We start from the raw sequence: 18,982 nt of genomic DNA on the forward strand, positions 1-18,982 counted from the left end.
CTCCTGACCGGTTGAACGTCGTCTGTGACCTTAACTGTCAGTGCGGCATGGCACGATCGAAGCCTGACGGTTGAGGGCCGCACGGCCCGGTCGAACCCAGGGGACGGCAGACATGGTCATGTTCTTGTTTCTGGTCGCCGCGCTGGTCGTGGTGATCGCGGCGGTGACGTTCGCGGTCATCGGCGGCGGCGACAGCGGCACGCTGCGCGACGAGCCGTCCCAGTTCTACGCGGACCCGCTGCCGCCCGACCGCCCCCTGGACCCCGCCGACCTGGAGGCGCTCCGGCTGCCCACGGCGGTGCGCGGCTACCGCATGGCGGAGGTGGACGACGCGCTGAACCGCCTGGGGGCCGAACTGGCCGAGCGGGACGCGCGCATCACGGAGCTGGAGGCCGCCCTCACCTCGGCCCACACCCGGGCAGGACCGCAGCCGACCGAGCGGGGCCCGGACACGGGCTACGCGCCACCTGGTGAGTACGGGTTCGGATACGAGACGGGGGAGGGGTTCCGGTGAGCGAGCCGACAGGAGGCGCCGTCCCAGGACCGGACGGAAAGCCGCGCTGCCCCTGGGGCCTTTCGACCGAGGACTACATCGCGTACCACGACGAGGAGTGGGGCCGCCCGGTCCACGGCGACGACGCGCTGTTCGAGCGCCTCTCCCTGGAGGCGTTCCAGTCGGGCCTGTCCTGGATCACGATCCTCAGGCGCCGCGAGGGCTTCCGCGCGGCGTTCTCCGGATTCAAGATCGCGGACGTGGCGGCCTTCACGGACGCCGACCGCGAGCGCCTGCTCGCCGACGTCGGCATCATCCGCAACCGGGCCAAGATCGACGCGACGCTGGCCAACGCGCGCGTGCTCGTGGACTGGTCGCCCGGCGACCTGGACAAGCTGATCTGGTCGTTCGCGCCGGACGCCGTCACCCGCCCGGCCCCGAAGGTGCTCGGCGACGTGGCGGCGATCACCGACGAGTCGAAGGCGCTCTCCAAGGAGCTGAAGAAGCGCGGCCTGCGCTTCGTCGGCCCGACGACGGCGTACGCGCTGATGCAGGCCTGCGGCCTGGTCGACGACCACTTGGTGGACTGCGTGTCCCGCGCGCGTACGGCGGCGTGAGGACGGTGTGAACCGGGTCAGCGCCCCAGGTACTTCGGCCGCTCCTTCGCGATGAAGGCCTGCACCGCGATGGTGTGGTCCTCGGAGGCGCCGGCCCGGGTCTGCAGCTCGTCCTCCTTGTCGAGCGCCTCGTCGAGGGAGTGGTCCCCGGCGAAGGCGAGGGACTCCTTCAGCGCCGCGTAGGCGACGGTCGGCCCCTCGGCGAGCGTGCGCGCCAGCTTCCGGGCCTCTTCGGCGAGTTCGGCGCCGGGCACGAGCCGGTTCGCGATCCCCAGCTCGTACGCCTCCTGCGCCTTCAGGGAGCGCGGGAAGAGCAGCAGGTCGGCCGCGCGGCCGGGACCGATCAGGCGCGGCAGCGTCCAGGAGACCCCGGAATCGGCGGTGAGCGCCACGCCCGCGAACGAGGTGTTGAACGACGCGCTGTCCGCCACGATCCGGTAGTCCGCACAGAGCGCGAACCCGAATCCGGCGCCGGCCGCCACGCCGTTCACCGCGGCCACTACGGGCTTCGGCATCTGGGTCAGGGCCCGCACGATCGGGTTGTAGTGCTCGCGCACCGTGTTCATGGTGCGGCCCTCGCCGGACTCCCGGTCTGCCAGCAGCGAGCCGACGTGTTCCTTGAGGTCCTGACCCACGCAAAACGCCCGGTCGCCGGCCGCCGTCAGCAGCACCGCCCGGACCGTTTCGTCGGCGGCGGCCGACTGCACCGCGTCGCGGAGGGCGACCTTGGCCTCGGTGTTCATCGCGTTCATCGCCTCGGGGCGGTTCAGCGTGATCGTCGCGAGCCCGTCGCTCACCTCGTAGAGCACGGTGTCGGCCATGGGACTCCTCCTATGCGGTCGCTCAGTCGTCCGTGCTCAGCATGACGTAGATCACGACCCATGGAACGCCCTCGGCATGTGACCTGCGTCTAACGAATTCGCGTCGGCTTGGGTCCGAAGATGGCGCAGTATCGCAGTCGGATCCCCGAATTGAGTGGTTTTGGTCAAGCGCGTTGCGCAAGCGATGCCGACCGATGTTGGTCATCGGGTCCCGCGATGCGGGATAATGGCCTGGAAGCAATGTGTTCGATGCCGGTGACGTGTGCCCACCCAGAGGGCCGTCGGCTGACGATGAGCTGGTTTCAGGAAGGGGAACGAGCATGGCGGCCATGAAGCCGCGGACGGGTGACGGCCCGCTCGAGGTGACAAAGGAGGGGCGGGGCATCGTCATGCGCGTTCCGCTCGAAGGCGGCGGTCGGCTCGTGGTTGAGCTGACGCCGGACGAGGCCAGTGCCCTCGGTGACGAACTGAAGAAGGTAGTGGGCTGACACCTTCTGCGTCCGCGTCCATTCCCCAGAGGTGGGGCTGGACCGGCCGTCAGCTGACGCGCGAGCGACCATACCTTTTCGACTGCCCCGGCACACATTTGATGCCGGGGCAGTCGTGTGTGTAGTGGCAGGTGGGACCGGGTGCCGCCGCCTTGCCCGCCTCAGCGTTTGACGGCGCAGAGCAGCCCGTCGCCGACCGGCAGCACCGAAGCCACCAGCTCGGGGCTCTCCCGCACGGCCCGCAGCAACTCGCGCTGGCGCAGCACTTCCACCGGCTGCGGCCCCGCGTCGACGGTCCGCCCCTCGGCGAGGACCCCCTGGAAGACGACCAGGCCACCGGGCCGGAGCAGGCGCAACGATTCAGCGAGGTAGTCGAGGCACTCCAGCCGGTCACCATCGCAGAACACCAGGTCGTACCCGCTGTCGGCCAGCCGCGGCAGCACCTCCAGGGCGCGGCCGGGGATGAACCGGGCCCGGTTGGTGGCGAAGCCGGACGCGCGAAACGCCTGACGTGCGAACTGCTGCCGCTCCGGTTCGGGATCGACCGTCGTGAGGACGCCGTCGGGCCGCATCCCGTGCAGCAAGTGGATCCCTGACACGCCCGTGCCCGTACCGATCTCGGCGACGGCCTTCGCCCCTACCGTGGCAGCGAGCATCCCCAACGTCGCGCCCGCGCCGGGGGACACCGGGTACAGCCCTGCCTCGCGGGCCCGGTCACGAGCCCAGTGAGTCGCGTCGTCCTCGGCGACAAAGGCGTCGGCGAACGCCCAACTCGTCTGCCGGTTGCCGGTAATGGCCCTCTCCCGTCCCCGTGGATGCCTGCGCGTGACTTTATCCGTTGGCGGCGGGAACTCGCAGATGGGACCGCGCGTTTGAAGTGGCAGGGGGAAAGAGCAGGCTGGACAAGGGGAACTGCGGGGGAGAACGCGATGGCGGCAGCCGTGCGGGCGGCGGTCGAGAACCGACCGGCAAATCTGAGTAAAAACGCTTATCCGGAGCTAACGGACGGAGTGGTTATGGTAGGTGCTCCACTGGACACCACCAGAGCCGACAGGGGAGGTGCGGCTGCGCCTGTGGATCGGAGGGGACGGCTTCGACGTCTTCTCAGGTCGGCGGGTGAGCCGAAATCCGTGACCAACACCGCTGACCGAATCCGCACCGTTGACTCCGCGCAGACCGCGACCTTTGCCGCCGATGCGGAATCGCAGGCGTGGACTCCCCCCTCGTGGGAGGAGATCGTCAGCACGCACAGTGGCCGCGTCTACCGTCTCGCGTACCGCCTGACGGGGAACCAGCACGACGCAGAGGACCTCACGCAGGAGGTCTTCGTCCGTGTCTTCCGTTCGCTCTCGACGTACACGCCCGGCACCTTCGAGGGCTGGCTGCACCGCATCACCACGAACCTTTTCCTCGACATGGTCCGTCGCAAGCAGCGCATCCGCTTCGACGCTCTGGGTGACGACGCCGCCGAGCGGCTGCCCAGCAGAGAACCGTCACCGCAGCAGGTGTTCAACGACGCGCACTTCGACGCCGATGTCCAGCAGGCGCTGGACACCCTCGCGCCTGAGTTCCGCGCCGCCGTCGTCCTGTGCGACATCGAGGGCCTCTCCTACGAGGAGATCGCCGCGACCCTCGGCGTGAAGCTGGGTACGGTCCGCAGCCGTATCCACCGCGGCCGCTCGCAGCTGCGCAAGGCGCTGCAGCACCGCTCGCCCGAGGCCCGCAAGGAGCGCCGCACGCTCGCGTCCACGGGGGCCTTCCCCGTCCTCGGAGGAGGGGGCGCGACCGCGTGAGTGGATCACGTCTCAATCCTGCCGAACGCCAACAGACCGCGGCCGACGAACACCTGGGGGACAGGCTGGCCGCCCTGGTCGACGGCGAGTTGGACCACGATGCCCGTGAGCGCGTCCTCGCGCACCTGGCGACCTGTACCAAATGCAAGGCCGAGGCCGACGCCCAGCGCCGCCTCAAGAGCGCCTTCGCGCAGGCGGCCCCGCCGCCGCCCTCCGAGAGCTTCCTCGCCCGCCTCCAGGGGCTGCCCGCGGGAGGTGATGCCGACGGTGGCTCACCACCGTTCGGGGGAGGAGGATTCGGCAGCGGCCGACCCCTCGGCGGGATCCGGGGCTTCGGCCAAGGAGTCTTCGACGTAGACGCGGAGCCCTTCGGCTACGCGCCGTCCGGCGCGCACGCCGCCGTCCTCCCCAGCGACCAGCGCGGCTTCCGTATTCACGAAGTGACCCGTCCCGACCGGCACGAGAGCGACCGGGGCTCGCGGTCCCGCCGCTTCGCGTTCGCCGCGGCCGGCGCGGTGTCGCTCGCCGCGATCGCGCTCGGCGGGGTCACGACCGCGTCCCCGATCGACAGCACCGACGCGCGCGGTGGCGGCTCCGGCAGCAATGTCACGCCGCAGCGCAGCCAGTCGGCCGGTGCCGCCTCGGCATCGGACACGCAGCGCCGCCGGACGAACCCCTCGCCGCTCGGCCAGCGCGGGGGCGCCCTCGCGGCGCCCGTCTCGCCGACCGAGGCGGGTGCGCCGCTGCTGCCCGGCGGGGGCCACGCGGAGAGTGCGGGCTATCCGTTCTCGACGCCGCTGCTGGCCGGTGCGGCCCGTATGTCGCCTCTCATACGTCCCGCCGCCCCCGCCCCCGCTGTCGCGGTCTCGTACGCGCCGCGGCCCACCGTCGCGCCCTCGTTCTCGTCCGACGGCACCTCCTTCGGGGCGGCAGGGTCCGGCCTCACCGCCGCTTCGGCGTCGTCGCCGACCGCGTCGTCCCGTCCTTCGTCGCTGCGCTGACACTCTCTGCGCCCGCGCCGTCGAACCTGGTTGAATCCAGGTGAGGCGGTGCGTCGGGTGCTGATCCGGGTCGCGCGCGTAGGAGTCGGCGGTGCGGTGCCGTGGGCCAGGCTTGGGGAGAGCGGCGGACATGGGCGAGGGTGACGTGGCCTCCGGCGGTGGGGTGGATTCGGGGTCGGCCGGTGCCGCTGGTTTGGGCGGGGTCGATCCCACGTCGCGGGGCTCTGCCCCGGACCCCGCTGCTCAATCGCCGCAGGGGCTAGATTTTTCCCACCCGCCGCAGGAGCTTGATGCGGCTGGCGCGGCTCATGTTCCGGTGCAGATGCCGGCACCTGCCCACCACAGCCCCTGGCAGCAGGCGGATCCCCGACCCGGGGAGGGCGTTGTGCGGGTGCCGCGGAGGCGGAGGCTCGTGGTGGGGGGTGTGGTGATCGCCTTGGTCGCCGGAGGCATCGGTGGGGCGATCGGGTCGTACATGGAGCGGACCGGTGTCGGGGCGAGCATTCAACTGCCGCAGGCCGACGCCGAGTCCAAGCACCGGGACCCCGACAGCGTGGCCGGTATCGCGGCGCGCACCCTGCCCGGCGTCGTCACCATCCACACCGCGGGTTCGTCGGAGGAGGGCACCGGCACCGGCCTCGTACTCGACGGCCAGGGGCACATCCTCACGAACAACCACGTCGTGTCGTCGGCCGACTCCGACGGTGAGATATCGGTCACGTTCTCCAGCGGCGAGAGCGCCCGGGCCAAGTTGGTCGGGCACGACAGCGGCTACGACCTCGCCGTGATCAAGGTGTCCGGGGTGCGCGGGCTCAAGCCGCTGCCGCTCGGCAACTCCGAGAACGTGCAGGTGGGCGACCCCGTCGTAGCCGTCGGCGCCCCCTTCGACCTGGCGAACACGGTCACCTCCGGCATCATCAGCGCCAAGGGCCGGCCGATCACGGCGGGCGGCGAGAAGGGCGACGGGAGCGACGTCAGCTACGTGGACGCGCTGCAGACCGACGCGCCCATCAACCCCGGCAACTCGGGCGGCCCGCTGGTCGACGCGAAGGCCCGCGTCATCGGCATCAACAGCGCGATCCGGTCCGCCGACACCGGCGGTTCGGAGCTGCCCGAGGGGCAGTCGGGCTCCATCGGCCTCGGCTTCGCGATCCCGGTCAACCAGGCGAAACGCGTGGCGGAGGAGCTGATCAACGCCGGGCGGGCGACGCATCCGGTGATCGGGGTCACCCTCGACATGGACTACTCGGGCGACGGCGCCCGCGTCGGCTCGAAGGGCAACAGCGGCGGCTCGGCCGTCAGTCCGGACGGCCCGGGTGCCAAGGCGGGGATCGAGCCGGGCGATGTGATCACCGAGGTCGACGGCGTCCGCGTGCACTCCGGCGAGGAGTTGATCGTCAAGATCCGCACCCACCGCCCCAAGGACAAACTGGTCCTCACGGTCGAACGGGGCGGAAAGGAACGGGAGATGTCGCTCGTTCTCGGTTCCGCCGGCGGCGGCTGAGCGGATTCCGGCCGATCCCTGACCGTCCCCTGACCGGCGGCTGACCGACTCTTGACCGGTCATGGCGCGGGATGCGCGATCCTGGAGGTTCCCCGGTGGCTACCGAATGGACAGGTGGGCCGGGTACCGTGGACCGGGTCCGCTGCCGGACCCTGCCAAAGACCTGCTGCTTGTTCGACCGCGGGCCGAGGACACGCTAGGAGTGCAAGGTGTTCAACGATATTGGCCCGCTGGAGGTCGTGACGATCGTCGTGCTGGCCGTTCTCGTATTCGGCCCCGACAAACTCCCGAAGGTCATTCAGGACGTTTCACGCACCATCCGTAAGATCCGAGAGTTCTCGGACAGTGCGAAGCAGGACATTCGCGACGAACTCGGCCCGGAGTTCAAGGACTTCGAATTCGAGGACCTGAATCCCAAGACGTTCATCCGCAAGCAGTTGGACAGTGACGAGCTGGGGCTCAAGGAGATTCGCAACGGCTTCGACCTGAAGAAGGAGATGGCCGACGTCTCCGACGCGGTGCACACCGTCGGTGAGCTGGAGGATTCCGGTTCGTCGAGCGGGTCGGGCAGCGCCGGCCGCGTGGACATGGAGAAGCGTCCCGAGGCGGTCGACATGCAGAAGCGCCCCGAGAAGCCGGCCGCCATCGAGCCGCCGCCGTTCGACGCGGACGCGACCTGAACCACCGCGATCCGAACCCCCTCGAACCACCCCGAACACGGCTGAACCACGCCTGACGAAACCGGGCCCCGCGGACCCGGTGTGGCATCCTGCCTTCTTGTTGCGCGGACCGGACGTGAGAACGCCCGAGGGGGGCGGGCCGCGCCGGTCCGTAACTGAGCGAGGAGGCGGCCGGGTACATGGAGACGACGAGTCGGGTAGGCGCGCAGGCGCCGGCCACCGAGGGGGCCGGCGAGGCTCTCACGGCCCGGCGCACGGTCGACGGCTACCTGCTGGCGCCCTTCCCGTGGTACGGCCTCGACGAGGCCTTCACGGGACCGCGCTGGCTGATGCAGGTCGGCACCACGGCGGACGGTTCCGTCGAGCACGGTTCGATCGGGCACGGTGACGAGCCCTCCGTACGCAGCGAGCTCACGGAAGACAGCGAGCGGTTCGCGGCGGTGGTGACCATCGCCGCCAATCCGGTACGGCGCACCGCCGACGGCACCGGCGTCCTGGAGGCCACGTCGGTCTCCTCGGCGGCCTGGCTCGCCGGCGTCGGACTGCTCTCGTACACCTGGCCGGTGCAGATGGACCACACGCTGCGCGACGACTGGCTGGAGCAGCAGACCGAGACGGCGTGGGTGCTCGCGGACGATCTCGCGTCCGATGACTGGGCGACGCTGACGCTGCCGGTGGACGGGGTGCCGACCCCGTTCCACTACCGGGAGTCCGAGTACGGCTGGGTGCTCGCGGGCTCCACGCAGGCCGGGGTGCACCTGGGGGCGTACGGGCGAGGCATGAGTGCGTACGGGCTCGGTTTCTCGGTCGTGAAGGACATCACGGCGCTGGAGCCGGATCCGGAACCGGACGCGTGACGGAGAACGGCGGGCCGCCCGGAATGGGCGGCCCGCCGTTCTCTCAAGGCGTCGGACAGGACGTCAGAACTTATTGCGCGGCGTGATCCCCAGGGACATCCCCGACAGGCCGCGCTGGCGCCCGCCGAGCTTGTCCGCGATCTCACGCAGCGCCGAGCCCGCGGGGGACTCCGGGTCGGTCAGCACGATCGGCTTGCCCTCGTCGCCGCCCTCGCGCAGGCGTACGTCGATGGGGATGGAGCCGAGCACCGGCACCTCCGCACCCGTGGTCCTGGTCAGGCCCTCGGCGACGATCTTCCCGCCGCCCGTGCCGAACACGTCGACCATCTCGTCGCAGTGCGGGCAGGGCAGCCCGGACATGTTCTCGACGACGCCGACGATCTTCTGGTGGGTCTGCACGGCGATCGAGCCGGCCCGCTCGGCGACCTCGGCGGCGGCCTGCTGCGGCGTGGTGACGACCAGGATCTCGGCGTTCGGGACCAGCTGGGCGATCGAGATGGCGATGTCGCCGGTGCCCGGCGGCAGGTCGAGAAGCAGCACGTCCAGGTCGCCCCAGTAGACGTCCGCGAGGAACTGCTGGAGCGCGCGGTGCAGCATCGGTCCGCGCCACACGACCGGCGCGTTGCCCGGCGTGAACATGCCGATCGAGATGACCTTCACGCCGTTCGCCGACGGCGGCATGATCATGTCTTCGACCTGGGTGGGCTTGCCCTCGGCGCCCAGCATGCGCGGGACGCTGTGCCCGTAGATGTCCGCGTCGACGACGCCGACCTTCAGTCCGTCGGCGGCCATCGCGGCCGCCAGGTTCACGGTCACCGAGGACTTGCCGACGCCGCCCTTGCCGGAGGCCACCGCGTACACGCGGGTCAGCGAGCCCGGCTTGGCGAACGGGACCTCGCGCTCGGCGGTGCCGCCGCGCAGCGCGGTCGCCAGCTCCTTGCGCTGCTCGTCGCTCATCACGTCGAGGGTGACCTGCACATCGGTCACGCCCTCGACGCGGGCGACGGCCTCGCGCACGTTGTTCTCGATCGTCGAGCGCATCGGGCAGCCAGAGACGGTCAGATACACGGTGACCGCGACGACTCCGTCCGCACCGATGTCCACCGATTTGACCATCCCCAACTCGGTGATGGGACGGTGGATCTCGGGGTCGTTCACTGTCGCGAGCGCCTCGCGCACCGCGTCTTCCGTAGCCATGCACCCGAGTCTACGGCGGGGTAACCCGCACCCGGAAAGCCCTGTCAGCGGTCGTCTACGTCACGTCCCCGCTCGCGCTCCGCGGGGAATACCCCGGACCCGGGAGCGGACTGCCGCTGTTCCTCCAGTTCCTTGATGAGGTCTTGCAGCTCGGAGCGGATCCAGTCGCGCGTCGCGACCTCGCCGAGCCCGATCCGCAGGGCCGCCATCTCGCGGCTCAGATACTCGGTGTCGGCGATGGAGCGCTCGTTCTGCTTGCGGTCCTGTTCGAGATTGACCCGGTCGCGGTCGTCCTGCCGGTTCTGCGCGAGCAGGATCAGCGGAGCGGCGTACGAGGCCTGCAGCGACAGCATCAGCGTCAGGAAGATGAACGGGTACTCGTCGAAGCGCAGATCGGGCGGCGCGACGATGTTCCACACCACCCACACGATGATGAGCACCGTCATCCAGACGATGAACCGGCCCGTCCCCAAGAAGCGTGCAATCCGCTCCGAGAGCCTGCCGAAGGCCTCCGGGTCGTAATCGGGGATCAGCTTCCGCTTCGGCGCGCGCGGCTGGTCGAGCCGGATGCGCGGCCTGCGCGGGGCGTCGCGTTCACGTTCCTCAGTCGGCATGGTCCACCTCCCCTGGCAGGTGGAATTCCTGTTCGCGCCAGTCGTCGGGAAGCATGTGGTCCAGTACGTCGTCCACGGTCACGGCGCCGAGCAGCGAGCCGCTGTCGTCGACGACGGGCGCGGCCACCATGTCGTACGTCGCGAAGAACCCGGCGATCTCCTGCAGTTGCGCCGCCGGGGTCAGGGCCTGCAAGTCCTCGTCGAGGATCGAGCTGACCATCGTGTACGGCGGATCGCGCAGCAGCCGCTGGAAGTGGATCGTGCCCAGGTACTTGCCGGTCGGTGTCTCGTCCGGCGGCCGGCACACGTACACCTGGGCGGCGAGCGCGGGGGACAGGTCGGGATTGCGGATGCGGGCGAGGGCCTCCGCGACCGTCGAGTCGGGGCGCAGCACGATCGGCTCGGTCGTCATCAGGCCGCCCGCGGTCCGGTCCTCGTACGCCATCAGGCGCCGCACGTCCGCCGCCTCGCTGGGCTTCATCAGGTCGAGGAGGCGTTCCTTGTCGTCCTCGGGGAGTTCGCCGAGGAGGTCGGCGGCGTCGTCCGGGTCCATCTCCTCCAGGACGTCGGCGGCGCGCTCCTCCTTCAGCTTGCCGAGCACCTCGATCTGGTCGTCCTCGGGGAGCTCCTCCAGGACATCGGCCAGGCGCTCGTTGCTGAGCGCCGCGGCGACCTCCGCGCGGCGCTTGGGGGAGAGGTGGTGCAGCACGTTGGCGAGGTCGGCGGGGCGCAGCTGCTCGAACGTGGCGAGCAGGCTCTCCGCGCCCTGTCCGTGCTCCTCCAGGTTGAAGCCGTCGACGCCCGACCAGTCGACGGTGATCGCCTCTCCCTTGGCGCGCCGGAAGGCGCCGCGCTTCGACGAGTTCTTCCGTACGAAGACCCGGTCGATCTCCCAGTCGCGGCGCGCGGGCAGCTGCTGGATGGAGACATCGAGGACGGTGACCTCCTCGCCGGTCTCCACGAGCCGTACGCGACGGTCGAGCATCTCGCCGAGGACGAGGCGTTCGGTGGGCCGCTGTTCGAAGCGCCGGACGTTGAGCACCCCCGTGGTGATGACCTGGCCCGACTCGATCCCGGTGACCCGGGTCATCGGCAGGAAGATCCGCCGCCGGGTCGACAGCTCGACGACGAGGCCGAGCAGCCGCGGCGGTCTGCGGCTCACGCGCAACATCGCCACCAGGTCGCGCACCCGGCCCACCTGATCACCGTTCGGATCGAAGACGGCGATGCCGGAGAGGTGCGACACGAAGATCCGGGGAGCGCCTCCAGCCATACCGTCGCGCGCCTCCTTCCGTTTTCCTTCGCATTCGTCCGGATATACGGGCAATTTCTCGCCCAGGCTAGCCGCTACCCGCCCCCCGCGCCTTTGCGCATCGGCCACCCGACCCGGGCGGGTAACCGCAGATCGCGGGGGTACGCTGCCGTACCTGCCCAAACCCAGCTGCCGTACGAGAGGTAGTCCGCCCGTGACCCTGCGCCCCCTCACCCGCCGTACCCGCAGGACACTCATGGTGGGCGTGTTGTGCACGGGGCTCGCGGTGGGCCTCGCGGCGTGCAGCGAGGATGACCCGGACGCGGGGACGAACGGGGTCGGCAAGCTGACCCCGGCCAAGATCCAGTCCCGTACGGTCAAGGCGGCCCGCGGCGCGAACGCGGTGCACGTCGCCGGCACGGTGGTCGTCAACAAGAAGACGTACAAGCTGGACATGCGGCTGAAGGACAACGGCGGCACGGGGTCGGTGAGCACCGGCGGCGGCACGTTCGGGCTGCTGCGCGTCGGTGACCACCTGTACCTCAAGGCGGGCGCCGGTTTCTGGACGCACTCCGAGGACGGCAAGGACGGGCACGGTTCGGGCAACGCCGCGGAGAAGCTCGACGGCAAGTACGTGAGGGTGCCGAAGGACGACTCGTCCTACCAGCGGCTGAGCACGTTCACCGACAAGGGCGTGCTGCTCGACGGCCTGCTCGCGCTGCACGGCACGCTCGCGAAGGGCGAGCGCGGCCAGGCGGGCGGCGTCCGCACGGTCGAGCTGACCGGCGACAAGGGCGCGGGCGGCACCCTCGACGTGTCCCTGGAGGGCGGGGCGTACCCGATGCGCCTGGAGCGTGCCGGGGGCGCCGGCACGATCCAACTCAGCGACTGGGGCACCGACTTCACCCTCCGGGAACCCAAGTCCACAGAAACGGTCGACTACGGGCAGGCGCTGCCGGGTTAATCAAGCCCCGCCGGCGTTTGAGGCGCGGGGTCCGGGGCGGAGCCCCGTGGCGTCAACGCCGCTTCCGCCGCGCGAGGAGCTTCGGCAGCCCCGCAGGAACCGGGTTCCGGGTCGTGGCCGGCGACCCCACAGGAGGCGCGGCCAGCGACCCGTCGCCCACCGGCTCCGTAGCCCCACCCACCGGCTCGAGCCGCAGCACACGGCACTCCCGCGCCCACCGGTCCAACATGGTCTCCGCGTCAGGCGCGTTGAGGCGCTTGCCCTTCAGCTCACCCACGACGGAGTCGTACGCCTCCGTACCCGCCGCCAGCTCGACCACCGTCGCCCGCCAGCCCACGAGCCGCCCGCCCTTGTCCTTGCTGCGCACGGTGACAACGGCCGAGCCGCCGTCGACGAGGTCGGGCAGCGGCTGCTCGCCGGGCCCGTCGCCGACCAGGCACGCCGCACCCTCGTGCCACACGTGCCACAGGGCCCGCTCCACGCCCCGGTCCCCACGCACCCAGATCAGCCCGGACTTCTTCGTGGCCTCCTCGACGAGGGCGGCATCGAGCAGTTCAGCAGTCGTCATACGGCCAGCGTAGCCGCGAGGCTCACAGCCACCCGTTGCGCTTCAGCGTCCGGTGGATCGTGAAGCAGACGCCGCCGATGAGCGCGAGCACCATCGGATAGCCGAACCGCCAGTGCAGCTCGGGCATGTACGTGAAGTTCATGCCGTACACCCCGCACACCATCGTCGGTACGGCGATGATCGCGGCCCACGAGGTGATCTTGCGCATGTCCTCGTTCTGGGCGACGGAGGCCTGCGCCAGATTGGCCTGGAGGATCGAGTTCAGCAGCTCGTCGAAGCCGATGACCTGCTCCTGCACGCGCTCCAAGTGGTCGGCGACGTCCCGGAAGTACTTCTGGATGTCCGGGTCGATCAGCCGCATCGGCCGCTCGCTGAGCAGCTGCAGCGGACGCCGCAGCGGGGCGACGGCCCGCTTGAACTCCAGTACCTCGCGCTTGAGTTGGTAGATCCGGCCCGCGTCGGAGCCGCGCGGGGAGCCCTTGCCGGGCTGCGAGAAGACCTCGGTCTCGACCTCGTCGATGTCGTCCTGCATCGCGTCGGCCACGGCCAGGTATCCGTCGACGACGTGGTCGGCGATCGTGTGCAGCACGGCGCTCGGGCCCTTGGCGAGCAGCTCGGGGTCGTCCTGAAGGCGGTGCCGCAGCGCGCGCAGCGAGCCCTGGCCGCCGTGCCGGACCGTGATGAAGAAGTCCCGGCCGGTGAAGCACATGACCTCGCCGGTCTCCACGATCTCGCTGGTGGCGGTGAGTTCGGCGTGCTCGACATAGTGGATGGTCTTGAAGACGGTGAACAGCGTGTCGTCGTAACGCTCCAGCTTGGGCCGCTGGTGGGCGTGGACGGCGTCCTCGACGGCGAGCGGGTGCAGCCCGAACTCGGCGGCGATACCGGCGAATTCCTCCTCGGTCGGCTCGTGCAGACCGATCCAGGCGAAGCCGCCGTCGCGCCGCACCTGGCGCTTGGCACCACCGGGCGTGAGGCACTCGGAGGACGGGACGCGGACCCCGTCGCGGTACACGGCGCAGTCCACGACGGCCGAGCAGGCCGCCGCGTCCCGCGTGAAGTCGTACGAGGTGCGGGCCTCGTTGGCGTACGGGGCGACGCTCTTGCGCAGCGAGGGACGGACGGCGGCTCGCAGGTCGCGCATCATCGACATGGGCAGGCTCCTTCGCGGGCGGGAGTCGCCGCGCGTCGGGTGGAACCACCCGGAATGAGGACGTCCTGGTCAACCGGGAACCGGGACATGCTGCACGTCCACAAAGCGGGAAGCACCGCACCGACGCTGGGCGGCTTCGCTGACTGATTCAGATCGCGACATCCGAGGGGACGTCGATGAGATCAGGGGAACGAAGTGCTCTTCCGGCAGGCGCGGCCAGCACGGTGTACAGCTGACTGCGGGTGAGATGAGGCCCTGGGCCCTACAGGCCGGAAGAACGGGTAGTACTGCACGGTCGACTTCGATCCATGACAGCCCCACCTCCTCCGGCCGGTCCCCCGTGGGGGACGTGAAACGGGTCGGTTTCTCGACGGGCCCGCGGGGGCCCTCGGCGGACACGCACTGCGTGTTGTCCCGACCAGCGGCCAAGACTATCAGCCGACCGGCGAAAGCGGGCCCCGTCCTTACCCGTTGAGCGCGAGATCTATGCTCGCGGGATGGCAGAAGTTCTTGCGCTGGTGGAGGCGCGACTCCGGACAACCCTGGGTGAACCGGACGCGCGGGCGGCGGTCACCTTTCTCGGTACCGACCGCATCGAGGTGTTGCGCTTCACAGATGGCGACGTGGTGCGCTACGCCACCCTCGGCATGTCCGCGTCCCCGATGGCCGATCCCACGGCGGCCCTCGCCGACCCCGTCAAGGGCCCTCGCGCGGAGCTGGTCCTCACCGTCCGCGCCGGCCTCGCCGACACCGACAAGGTGCTGCGCCCGCTCGCGGTCCTCGCGGCGTCCCCGCAGGTCGAGGGCATCGTCGTGGCGCCGGGCGCCTCGCTCGACGTGGGTGAACCGCTGTGGCCCGCAGCACCGTTCACCTCGGCCCTCGTCGCGGAGCCGGGCGGCCTGGTCGAGGACCTGGACCTGGACGATCCGCTGGACCCCGTACGGTTCCTGCCGCTGCTGCCCATGACGCCGAACGAGGCGGCGTGGAAGCGGGTGCACGGCGCGGCCGCGCTCCAGGAGAAGTGGCTGGACAGCGGAACGGACCTGCGCGATCCGCTGCGCAAGTCCGTTCCGCTGGACTGATCCGGGCCTGGATCGGTCCGGGCTGAGAACCGGTCAGTTCGCGTAGACCGAGACGCTGTCCTCGGTGGCGTGCTTCGGCTCCAACTCCTCGGCCTCGTGGGTGAGTGCGCTCCTGCGCACCCACACCACGACCGCACCGAGCACCGCCGTGATCGCGGCGACCACGAACGGGATGTGGATGTTGCTCCACTCCTCGATCTTCGGCGCGAAGAACGGGGCGGCCGCGGCGGCGAACCACCGGACGAAGTTGTAGCCGGCGCTCGCCACCGGCCGCGGCGCGTCCGAGACGCCGAGCGCGAGCTCGGTGTAGACGGTGTTGTTCACGCCGATGAAGGCGCCGGACAGGATCGTGCAGACGACGGCCGCGGTGTGGTTGCCGTACCCGAGGGCGAGCACGTCCAGGGCGAGCAGCACGAGCGAACCGCCGAGCACCTTGAGCGAGCCGAACCTGGCCTGCATGCGCGGCGCGACGATCACCGAGAACAGTGCGAGCAGCACACCCCACGCGAAGAACACCGCGCCCGACTTGTACGGGGTCATGTTCAGCACGAACGGCGTGAAGGCCAGCACCGTGAAGAACGTGTAGTTGTAGAAGAAGGCCGAGATCGCCGCGGACGCGAGGCCGCCGTGGCCGAGCGCCTTGATCGGATCGAGGATCGAGGTCTTCTGCGCGGGCTTCGGCTGTTCCTTCAGGAACACGGTGATGCAGACGAACCCGATGGCCATCAGCGCGGCGGTGCCGAAGAACGGGTAGCGCCAGCTGGCGTTGCCGAGCAGCGCGCCGACGAGTGGCCCACAGGCCATGCCGAGCCCGAGCGCGGACTCGTAGAGGAGGATCGCGGCCGCGCTGCCACCGGCGGCGGCGCCGACGATGACCGCCAGCGCGGTCGACACGAAGAGCGCGTTGCCGAGGCCCCAGCCCGCGCGGAAGCCGACCAGCTCCCCGACGGAACCGGACGTGCCCGCGAGCGCCGCGAAGATCACCACGAGGGCGAGGCCGACGAGGAGGGTCTTCTTGCCGCCGATGCGGCTGGAGACGAACCCGGTCACCAGCATGGCGATGGCGGTGATCAGGAAGTACGAGGTGAAGAGCAGGGAGACCTGGCTCGGTGTCGCTTCGAGGCCCTTGGCGATCGACGGCAGGATCGGGTCGACCAGGCCGATGCCCATGAAGGCGACGACGGATGCCCCGGCGGTCGCCCAGACCGCCTTCGGTTGACGCAGGAGACTGCCCGCACCTGCGTCGAACGTGTCCCCTTCGGCGGGACCCCCTGTACTGCTGTGGCTCATGCCTGCTGCTCCTTTGAGTCCCTCGAGTCCTTTGAGTCCCTCGAATCCTTCGAGTGACTTCCTCTGGTCCTTCGAGTAGTCCTTCGAGGGCTGGATCGTTGGCGTATACACATAATAAGTTAGAGCAGCTAATTAATGCAAGCTACATCTATCTCTCCTGGTCGGGACGCCACGGCGCTGCCCTCCGGACGGGTGATCGTCCTTGACGCGGCGCGGGACGGGGAGGACCGTGGGGCTCTATGAGGGGCGAACCCAGTTGCCCGAAGTGTGGTGGCCGGGTCAGGGCTCCCGGACTCTTTGCCGACTCCTGGCAGTGCGATGTGCACGGGACCGTGCATCCGATGCAGCCCGTGATCCCGCCCAGTGTCGAGGCGCTCAGCGTCGTGGTGCGGCGCGCACGGGTGCCGGTCTGGATGCCCTGGCCGCTGCCCGTCGGCTGGCTGTTCACGGGCGTGGCCAACGCGGGGGACGAGCGCCACGGCGGCCGTGCCACCGCCGTCGCCTGCTCGGGCCCGGGACCGCTCGGCGGCCCCGGTGAGCTGGTGCTCGTCGCCGAGGAGCTGGGCGTCGGACTCGGCGCGCGCTACGCGGGGATCGACGGCCCCGACCCCGGCCCGTACATGGAGGTCTCGGGGCCCCCGCAGGCCAAGGTGCTCGCCGCGGGCCGGCCCACCCCGATGTGGCACGTCTCCGGCGTCCCGGACGACCGGGCGGTCTTCGCCGGTGAGGCGCGCGGCCTGTGGCTGTGGGCGGTCGTGTGGCCGGAGCAGACGGGGATGCTGATGTACGACGAGCTGGTGCTCACGGATCTGCGGGACGCGGGGGCCGAGGTGGACCTGCTGCCGTGCGGGGCGCTGTCGCCGCGCATCATGGCGTGAGTCCCAGAGCGCGGGAGAGGTAAGGGTTCCGTGCCCGGTTCGGTGGTGACGGGGGTGCTGGAAATCCCCGTTATCCTTGAGCGGTCCCCGTCAGCCCGTCGAGCCTGGAGTACGCAGCCGTGCGCATCGATCTGCACACCCACTCCACCGCTTCCGACGGCACGGACAGCCCGGCCGAACTCGTGCGGAACGCCGCCGCGTCCGGCCTGGACGTCGTCGCGCTCACCGATCACGACACCACCCGCGGGCACGCCGAGGCGATCGCCGCGCTCAACGGCCTGTCGGCCGACGGCCCTTCGACGGGGCTGACCCTCGTCACCGGTGCCGAGCTCTCCTGCCGCCTCGACGGCGTGAGCATGCACATGCTGGCGTACCTCTTCGACCCCGAGGAGCCGGCCCTGCTCGCCGAGCGCGAGCTGGTCCGCGACGACCGGGTGCCGCGCGCCAAGGGCATGATCGCCAAGCTGAACGGGCTGGGCGTCCCGGTCACCTGGGAGCAGGTCGCCCGGATCGCCGGAGACGGTTCGGTCGGCCGCCCGCACATCGCCACGGCGCTGGTCGAGCTCGGTCTCGTACCGACGGTCTCCGACGCGTTCACCGAGAACTGGCTGGCCAACGACGGGCGCGCGTACGTCGACAAGCACGAGACCGATCCCTTCGAGGCGATCCGTCTGGTCAAGGCCGCGGGCGGGGTCACCGTCTTCGCGCACCCGGGCGCCGCCAAGCGGGGTCACACCGTTCCCGAGGCGTCGATCGCGAAGCTGGCGGAGGCCGGGCTCGACGGCATAGAGGTCGATCACATGGACCACGACGCCGCGACCCGCGACCGCCTCCGCGGCCTTGCCGCCGACGTCGGTCTGCTGGTCACCGGGTCCTCGGACTATCACGGCAGCCGCAAGACGTGCGTGCTCGGCGAGTACACCACCGACCCCGAGGTCTACGGGGAGATCACGCGGCGCGCGACGGGCGCCTTCCCGGTGCCGGGCGCCGGCGGACGCGGCGCCTGACGCGCCCCGTACGCACCTCGACCCACCCTTCCGCACCACTCTCGCAAGGCACCCCACCGTGTTCGACGCTGCCGTCTTCGGATCCCTTTTTCTCACGCTTTTTGTGATTATGGATCCCCCCGGAATCACCCCGATCTTCCTCGCCCTCACCGCGGGCCGCCCCGCCAAGGTCCAGAAGCGCATGGCCTTCCAGGCGGTCTGCGTCGCCTTCGGCGTCATCGCCGTGTTCGGCGTTCTGGGCAACCAGATCCTGGCCTATCTGCACGTCTCCGTCCCGGCCCTGATGATCGCGGGCGGTCTGCTGCTGCTCCTGATCGCGCTCGATCTGCTGACCGGCAAGACGGACGAGCCCAAGCAGACCAAGGACGTGAACGTCGCCCTCGTGCCGCTCGGCATGCCGCTGCTCGCCGGGCCCGGCGCGATCGTCTCCGTGATCCTCGCCGTGCAGGACGCGGACTCGGTGGGCGACCAGGTCTCCGTCTGGTCCGCGATCATCGCGATCCACGTGGTGCTGTGGCTGGTGATGCGCTATTCGCTGGTCATCATCCGTGTCATCAAGGACGGCGGCGTGGTCCTGGTGACCCGGCTCGCGGGCATGATGCTCTCCGCGATCGCGGTGCAGCAGATCATCAACGGCGTGACACAGGTGATCCAGGGCTCCTGACCGCCCTGAGTTCCTGACCGCCCCGGGCTCCTGAGAGCGCCGGACCGCAGCGAAGCCCC

At 70.2% G+C, this 18,982-nt stretch carries 21 protein-coding genes; 13 read left to right on the forward strand and 8 right to left on the reverse strand.

What is annotated here, in order from left to right:
* The first annotated feature begins 112 nt into the window (after positions 1–112).
* A complete protein-coding gene (locus OHA73_RS27810) occupies positions 113–514 on the forward strand; it encodes a DivIVA domain-containing protein (protein ID WP_266713764.1) in 402 nt (133 codons plus the stop codon).
* Complete coding sequence (locus OHA73_RS27815) at positions 511–1,110, forward strand: DNA-3-methyladenine glycosylase I (protein WP_327656412.1); 600 nt, start codon at positions 511–513, stop codon at positions 1,108–1,110. The genes OHA73_RS27810 and OHA73_RS27815 overlap by 4 nt, the downstream gene beginning before the upstream one ends.
* 17 nt (positions 1,111–1,127) lie before the next feature.
* On the opposite strand, the gene OHA73_RS27820 is transcribed toward OHA73_RS27815, so the two are convergent.
* Positions 1,128–1,931, reverse strand: a complete 804-nt coding sequence (locus OHA73_RS27820; protein WP_327656413.1) for an enoyl-CoA hydratase/isomerase family protein — start codon at positions 1,929–1,931, stop codon at positions 1,128–1,130.
* Positions 1,932–2,251: 320 nt separating this feature from the next.
* Between OHA73_RS27820 and OHA73_RS27825 the strand changes: the two genes are divergently transcribed.
* The gene (locus OHA73_RS27825; RefSeq protein ID WP_266713770.1) at positions 2,252–2,419 is read left to right on the forward strand and encodes a DUF3117 domain-containing protein; all 168 of its coding nucleotides are present in this window, start codon (positions 2,252–2,254) and stop codon (positions 2,417–2,419) included.
* Between the two features lie 161 nt (positions 2,420–2,580).
* On the opposite strand, the gene OHA73_RS27830 is transcribed toward OHA73_RS27825, so the two are convergent.
* The gene (locus OHA73_RS27830) at positions 2,581–3,279 is read right to left on the reverse strand and encodes an O-methyltransferase (protein ID WP_266718838.1); all 699 of its coding nucleotides are present in this window, start codon (positions 3,277–3,279) and stop codon (positions 2,581–2,583) included.
* Positions 3,280–3,435: 156 nt separating this feature from the next.
* Here OHA73_RS27830 and sigE point away from each other — a divergent pair, with 156 nt between their 5' ends.
* The 5 genes from sigE to OHA73_RS27855 all read left to right on the forward strand — a co-directional run bounded on the left by sigE (position 3,436) and on the right by OHA73_RS27855 (position 8,254).
* Complete coding sequence (gene sigE / locus OHA73_RS27835; RefSeq protein ID WP_266713772.1) at positions 3,436–4,212, forward strand: RNA polymerase sigma factor SigE; 777 nt, start codon at positions 3,436–3,438, stop codon at positions 4,210–4,212.
* On the forward strand, positions 4,209–5,213 hold the full coding sequence (locus OHA73_RS27840) for an anti-sigma factor family protein (RefSeq protein ID WP_267069330.1): 1,005 nt from the start codon (positions 4,209–4,211) through the stop codon (positions 5,211–5,213). Before sigE ends, OHA73_RS27840 begins: the two co-directional genes overlap by 4 nt.
* Before the next feature lie 130 nt (positions 5,214–5,343).
* Positions 5,344–6,717 carry a S1C family serine protease gene (locus OHA73_RS27845; RefSeq protein WP_443063133.1) on the forward strand — a complete coding sequence of 458 codons (1,374 nt, stop codon included), beginning with the start codon at positions 5,344–5,346 and terminating at the stop codon, positions 6,715–6,717.
* Positions 6,718–6,926: 209 nt separating this feature from the next.
* Positions 6,927–7,397 carry a sec-independent translocase gene (locus OHA73_RS27850; RefSeq protein ID WP_266713776.1) on the forward strand — a complete coding sequence of 157 codons (471 nt, stop codon included), beginning with the start codon at positions 6,927–6,929 and terminating at the stop codon, positions 7,395–7,397.
* Between the two features lie 179 nt (positions 7,398–7,576).
* Positions 7,577–8,254, forward strand: coding sequence for a hypothetical protein (locus tag OHA73_RS27855; RefSeq protein ID WP_266713778.1), 678 nt, complete (start codon positions 7,577–7,579; stop codon positions 8,252–8,254).
* 63 nt (positions 8,255–8,317) lie between these two features.
* Here OHA73_RS27855 and OHA73_RS27860 read toward each other — a convergent pair whose 3' ends face one another.
* Genes OHA73_RS27860 through OHA73_RS27870 form a run of 3 tightly spaced genes read right to left on the reverse strand, consistent with a single transcriptional unit; the run spans position 8,318 to position 11,338 of the window.
* Positions 8,318–9,451, reverse strand: a complete 1,134-nt coding sequence (locus OHA73_RS27860; RefSeq protein WP_327656414.1) for an Mrp/NBP35 family ATP-binding protein — start codon at positions 9,449–9,451, stop codon at positions 8,318–8,320.
* Positions 9,452–9,495: 44 nt separating this feature from the next.
* A complete protein-coding gene (locus OHA73_RS27865) occupies positions 9,496–10,065 on the reverse strand; it encodes a DUF1003 domain-containing protein (protein WP_266713782.1) in 570 nt (189 codons plus the stop codon).
* Positions 10,055–11,338 (reverse strand): magnesium transporter MgtE N-terminal domain-containing protein, encoded by a 1,284-nt coding sequence (locus OHA73_RS27870; RefSeq protein ID WP_267069326.1) that lies wholly within the window; start codon positions 11,336–11,338, stop codon positions 10,055–10,057. The genes OHA73_RS27865 and OHA73_RS27870 overlap by 11 nt, the downstream gene beginning before the upstream one ends.
* A gap of 235 nt (positions 11,339–11,573) precedes the next feature.
* Here OHA73_RS27870 and OHA73_RS27875 point away from each other — a divergent pair, with 235 nt between their 5' ends.
* A complete protein-coding gene (locus OHA73_RS27875; RefSeq protein ID WP_327658536.1) occupies positions 11,574–12,281 on the forward strand; it encodes a hypothetical protein in 708 nt (235 codons plus the stop codon).
* Positions 12,282–12,333: 52 nt separating this feature from the next.
* On the opposite strand, the gene OHA73_RS27880 is transcribed toward OHA73_RS27875, so the two are convergent.
* A complete protein-coding gene (locus OHA73_RS27880; RefSeq protein ID WP_327656415.1) occupies positions 12,334–12,849 on the reverse strand; it encodes a hypothetical protein in 516 nt (171 codons plus the stop codon).
* 22 nt (positions 12,850–12,871) lie between these two features.
* On the reverse strand, positions 12,872–14,002 hold the full coding sequence (locus OHA73_RS27885) for a magnesium and cobalt transport protein CorA (protein ID WP_266713788.1): 1,131 nt from the start codon (positions 14,000–14,002) through the stop codon (positions 12,872–12,874).
* A gap of 497 nt (positions 14,003–14,499) precedes the next feature.
* Here OHA73_RS27885 and OHA73_RS27890 point away from each other — a divergent pair, with 497 nt between their 5' ends.
* On the forward strand, positions 14,500–15,084 hold the full coding sequence (locus OHA73_RS27890) for a suppressor of fused domain protein (protein WP_327656416.1): 585 nt from the start codon (positions 14,500–14,502) through the stop codon (positions 15,082–15,084).
* Between the two features lie 33 nt (positions 15,085–15,117).
* Here OHA73_RS27890 and OHA73_RS27895 read toward each other — a convergent pair whose 3' ends face one another.
* Positions 15,118–16,374 (reverse strand): MFS transporter, encoded by a 1,257-nt coding sequence (locus OHA73_RS27895; protein ID WP_266713792.1) that lies wholly within the window; start codon positions 16,372–16,374, stop codon positions 15,118–15,120.
* A gap of 239 nt (positions 16,375–16,613) precedes the next feature.
* Between OHA73_RS27895 and OHA73_RS27900 the strand changes: the two genes are divergently transcribed.
* The 3 genes from OHA73_RS27900 (at position 16,614) to OHA73_RS27910 (ending at position 18,923) form a co-directional block, all read left to right on the forward strand.
* The gene (locus OHA73_RS27900) at positions 16,614–17,252 is read left to right on the forward strand and encodes a DUF6758 family protein (RefSeq protein ID WP_327656417.1); all 639 of its coding nucleotides are present in this window, start codon (positions 16,614–16,616) and stop codon (positions 17,250–17,252) included.
* Positions 17,253–17,371: 119 nt separating this feature from the next.
* On the forward strand, positions 17,372–18,259 hold the full coding sequence (locus tag OHA73_RS27905; protein ID WP_327656418.1) for a PHP domain-containing protein: 888 nt from the start codon (positions 17,372–17,374) through the stop codon (positions 18,257–18,259).
* 58 nt (positions 18,260–18,317) lie between these two features.
* A complete protein-coding gene (locus OHA73_RS27910) occupies positions 18,318–18,923 on the forward strand; it encodes a MarC family protein (protein ID WP_266713798.1) in 606 nt (201 codons plus the stop codon).
* The last annotated feature ends 59 nt before the right edge of the window (positions 18,924–18,982 follow it).

This window comes from Streptomyces sp. NBC_00483 (assembly GCF_036013745.1).
Classification (GTDB): Bacteria; Actinomycetota; Actinomycetes; order Streptomycetales; family Streptomycetaceae; genus Streptomyces.

What these genes read in the sequence shown, in the direction of transcription:
- OHA73_RS27810 (WP_266713764.1), top strand. Translation starts at nt 113, where the DNA reads ATGGTCATGTTCTTGTTTCTGGTCGCCGCGCTGGTCGTGGTGATCGCG.
- OHA73_RS27820 (WP_327656413.1), bottom strand. Translation starts at nt 1,931, where the DNA reads ATGGCCGACACCGTGCTCTACGAGGTGAGCGACGGGCTCGCGACGATC.
- OHA73_RS27825 (WP_266713770.1), top strand. Translation starts at nt 2,252, where the DNA reads ATGGCGGCCATGAAGCCGCGGACGGGTGACGGCCCGCTCGAGGTGACA.
- sigE (WP_266713772.1), top strand. Translation starts at nt 3,436, where the DNA reads ATGGTAGGTGCTCCACTGGACACCACCAGAGCCGACAGGGGAGGTGCG.
- OHA73_RS27845 (WP_443063133.1), top strand. Translation starts at nt 5,344, where the DNA reads ATGGGCGAGGGTGACGTGGCCTCCGGCGGTGGGGTGGATTCGGGGTCG.
- OHA73_RS27855 (WP_266713778.1), top strand. Translation starts at nt 7,577, where the DNA reads ATGGAGACGACGAGTCGGGTAGGCGCGCAGGCGCCGGCCACCGAGGGG.
- OHA73_RS27860 (WP_327656414.1), bottom strand. Translation starts at nt 9,451, where the DNA reads ATGGCTACGGAAGACGCGGTGCGCGAGGCGCTCGCGACAGTGAACGAC.
- OHA73_RS27865 (WP_266713782.1), bottom strand. Translation starts at nt 10,065, where the DNA reads ATGCCGACTGAGGAACGTGAACGCGACGCCCCGCGCAGGCCGCGCATC.
- OHA73_RS27870 (WP_267069326.1), bottom strand. Translation starts at nt 11,338, where the DNA reads ATGGCTGGAGGCGCTCCCCGGATCTTCGTGTCGCACCTCTCCGGCATC.
- OHA73_RS27875 (WP_327658536.1), top strand. Translation starts at nt 11,574, where the DNA reads ATGGTGGGCGTGTTGTGCACGGGGCTCGCGGTGGGCCTCGCGGCGTGC.
- OHA73_RS27880 (WP_327656415.1), bottom strand. Translation starts at nt 12,849, where the DNA reads ATGACGACTGCTGAACTGCTCGATGCCGCCCTCGTCGAGGAGGCCACG.
- OHA73_RS27885 (WP_266713788.1), bottom strand. Translation starts at nt 14,002, where the DNA reads ATGTCGATGATGCGCGACCTGCGAGCCGCCGTCCGTCCCTCGCTGCGC.
- OHA73_RS27890 (WP_327656416.1), top strand. Translation starts at nt 14,500, where the DNA reads ATGGCAGAAGTTCTTGCGCTGGTGGAGGCGCGACTCCGGACAACCCTG.
- OHA73_RS27895 (WP_266713792.1), bottom strand. Translation starts at nt 16,374, where the DNA reads ATGAGCCACAGCAGTACAGGGGGTCCCGCCGAAGGGGACACGTTCGAC.
- OHA73_RS27900 (WP_327656417.1), top strand. Translation starts at nt 16,614, where the DNA reads ATGAGGGGCGAACCCAGTTGCCCGAAGTGTGGTGGCCGGGTCAGGGCT.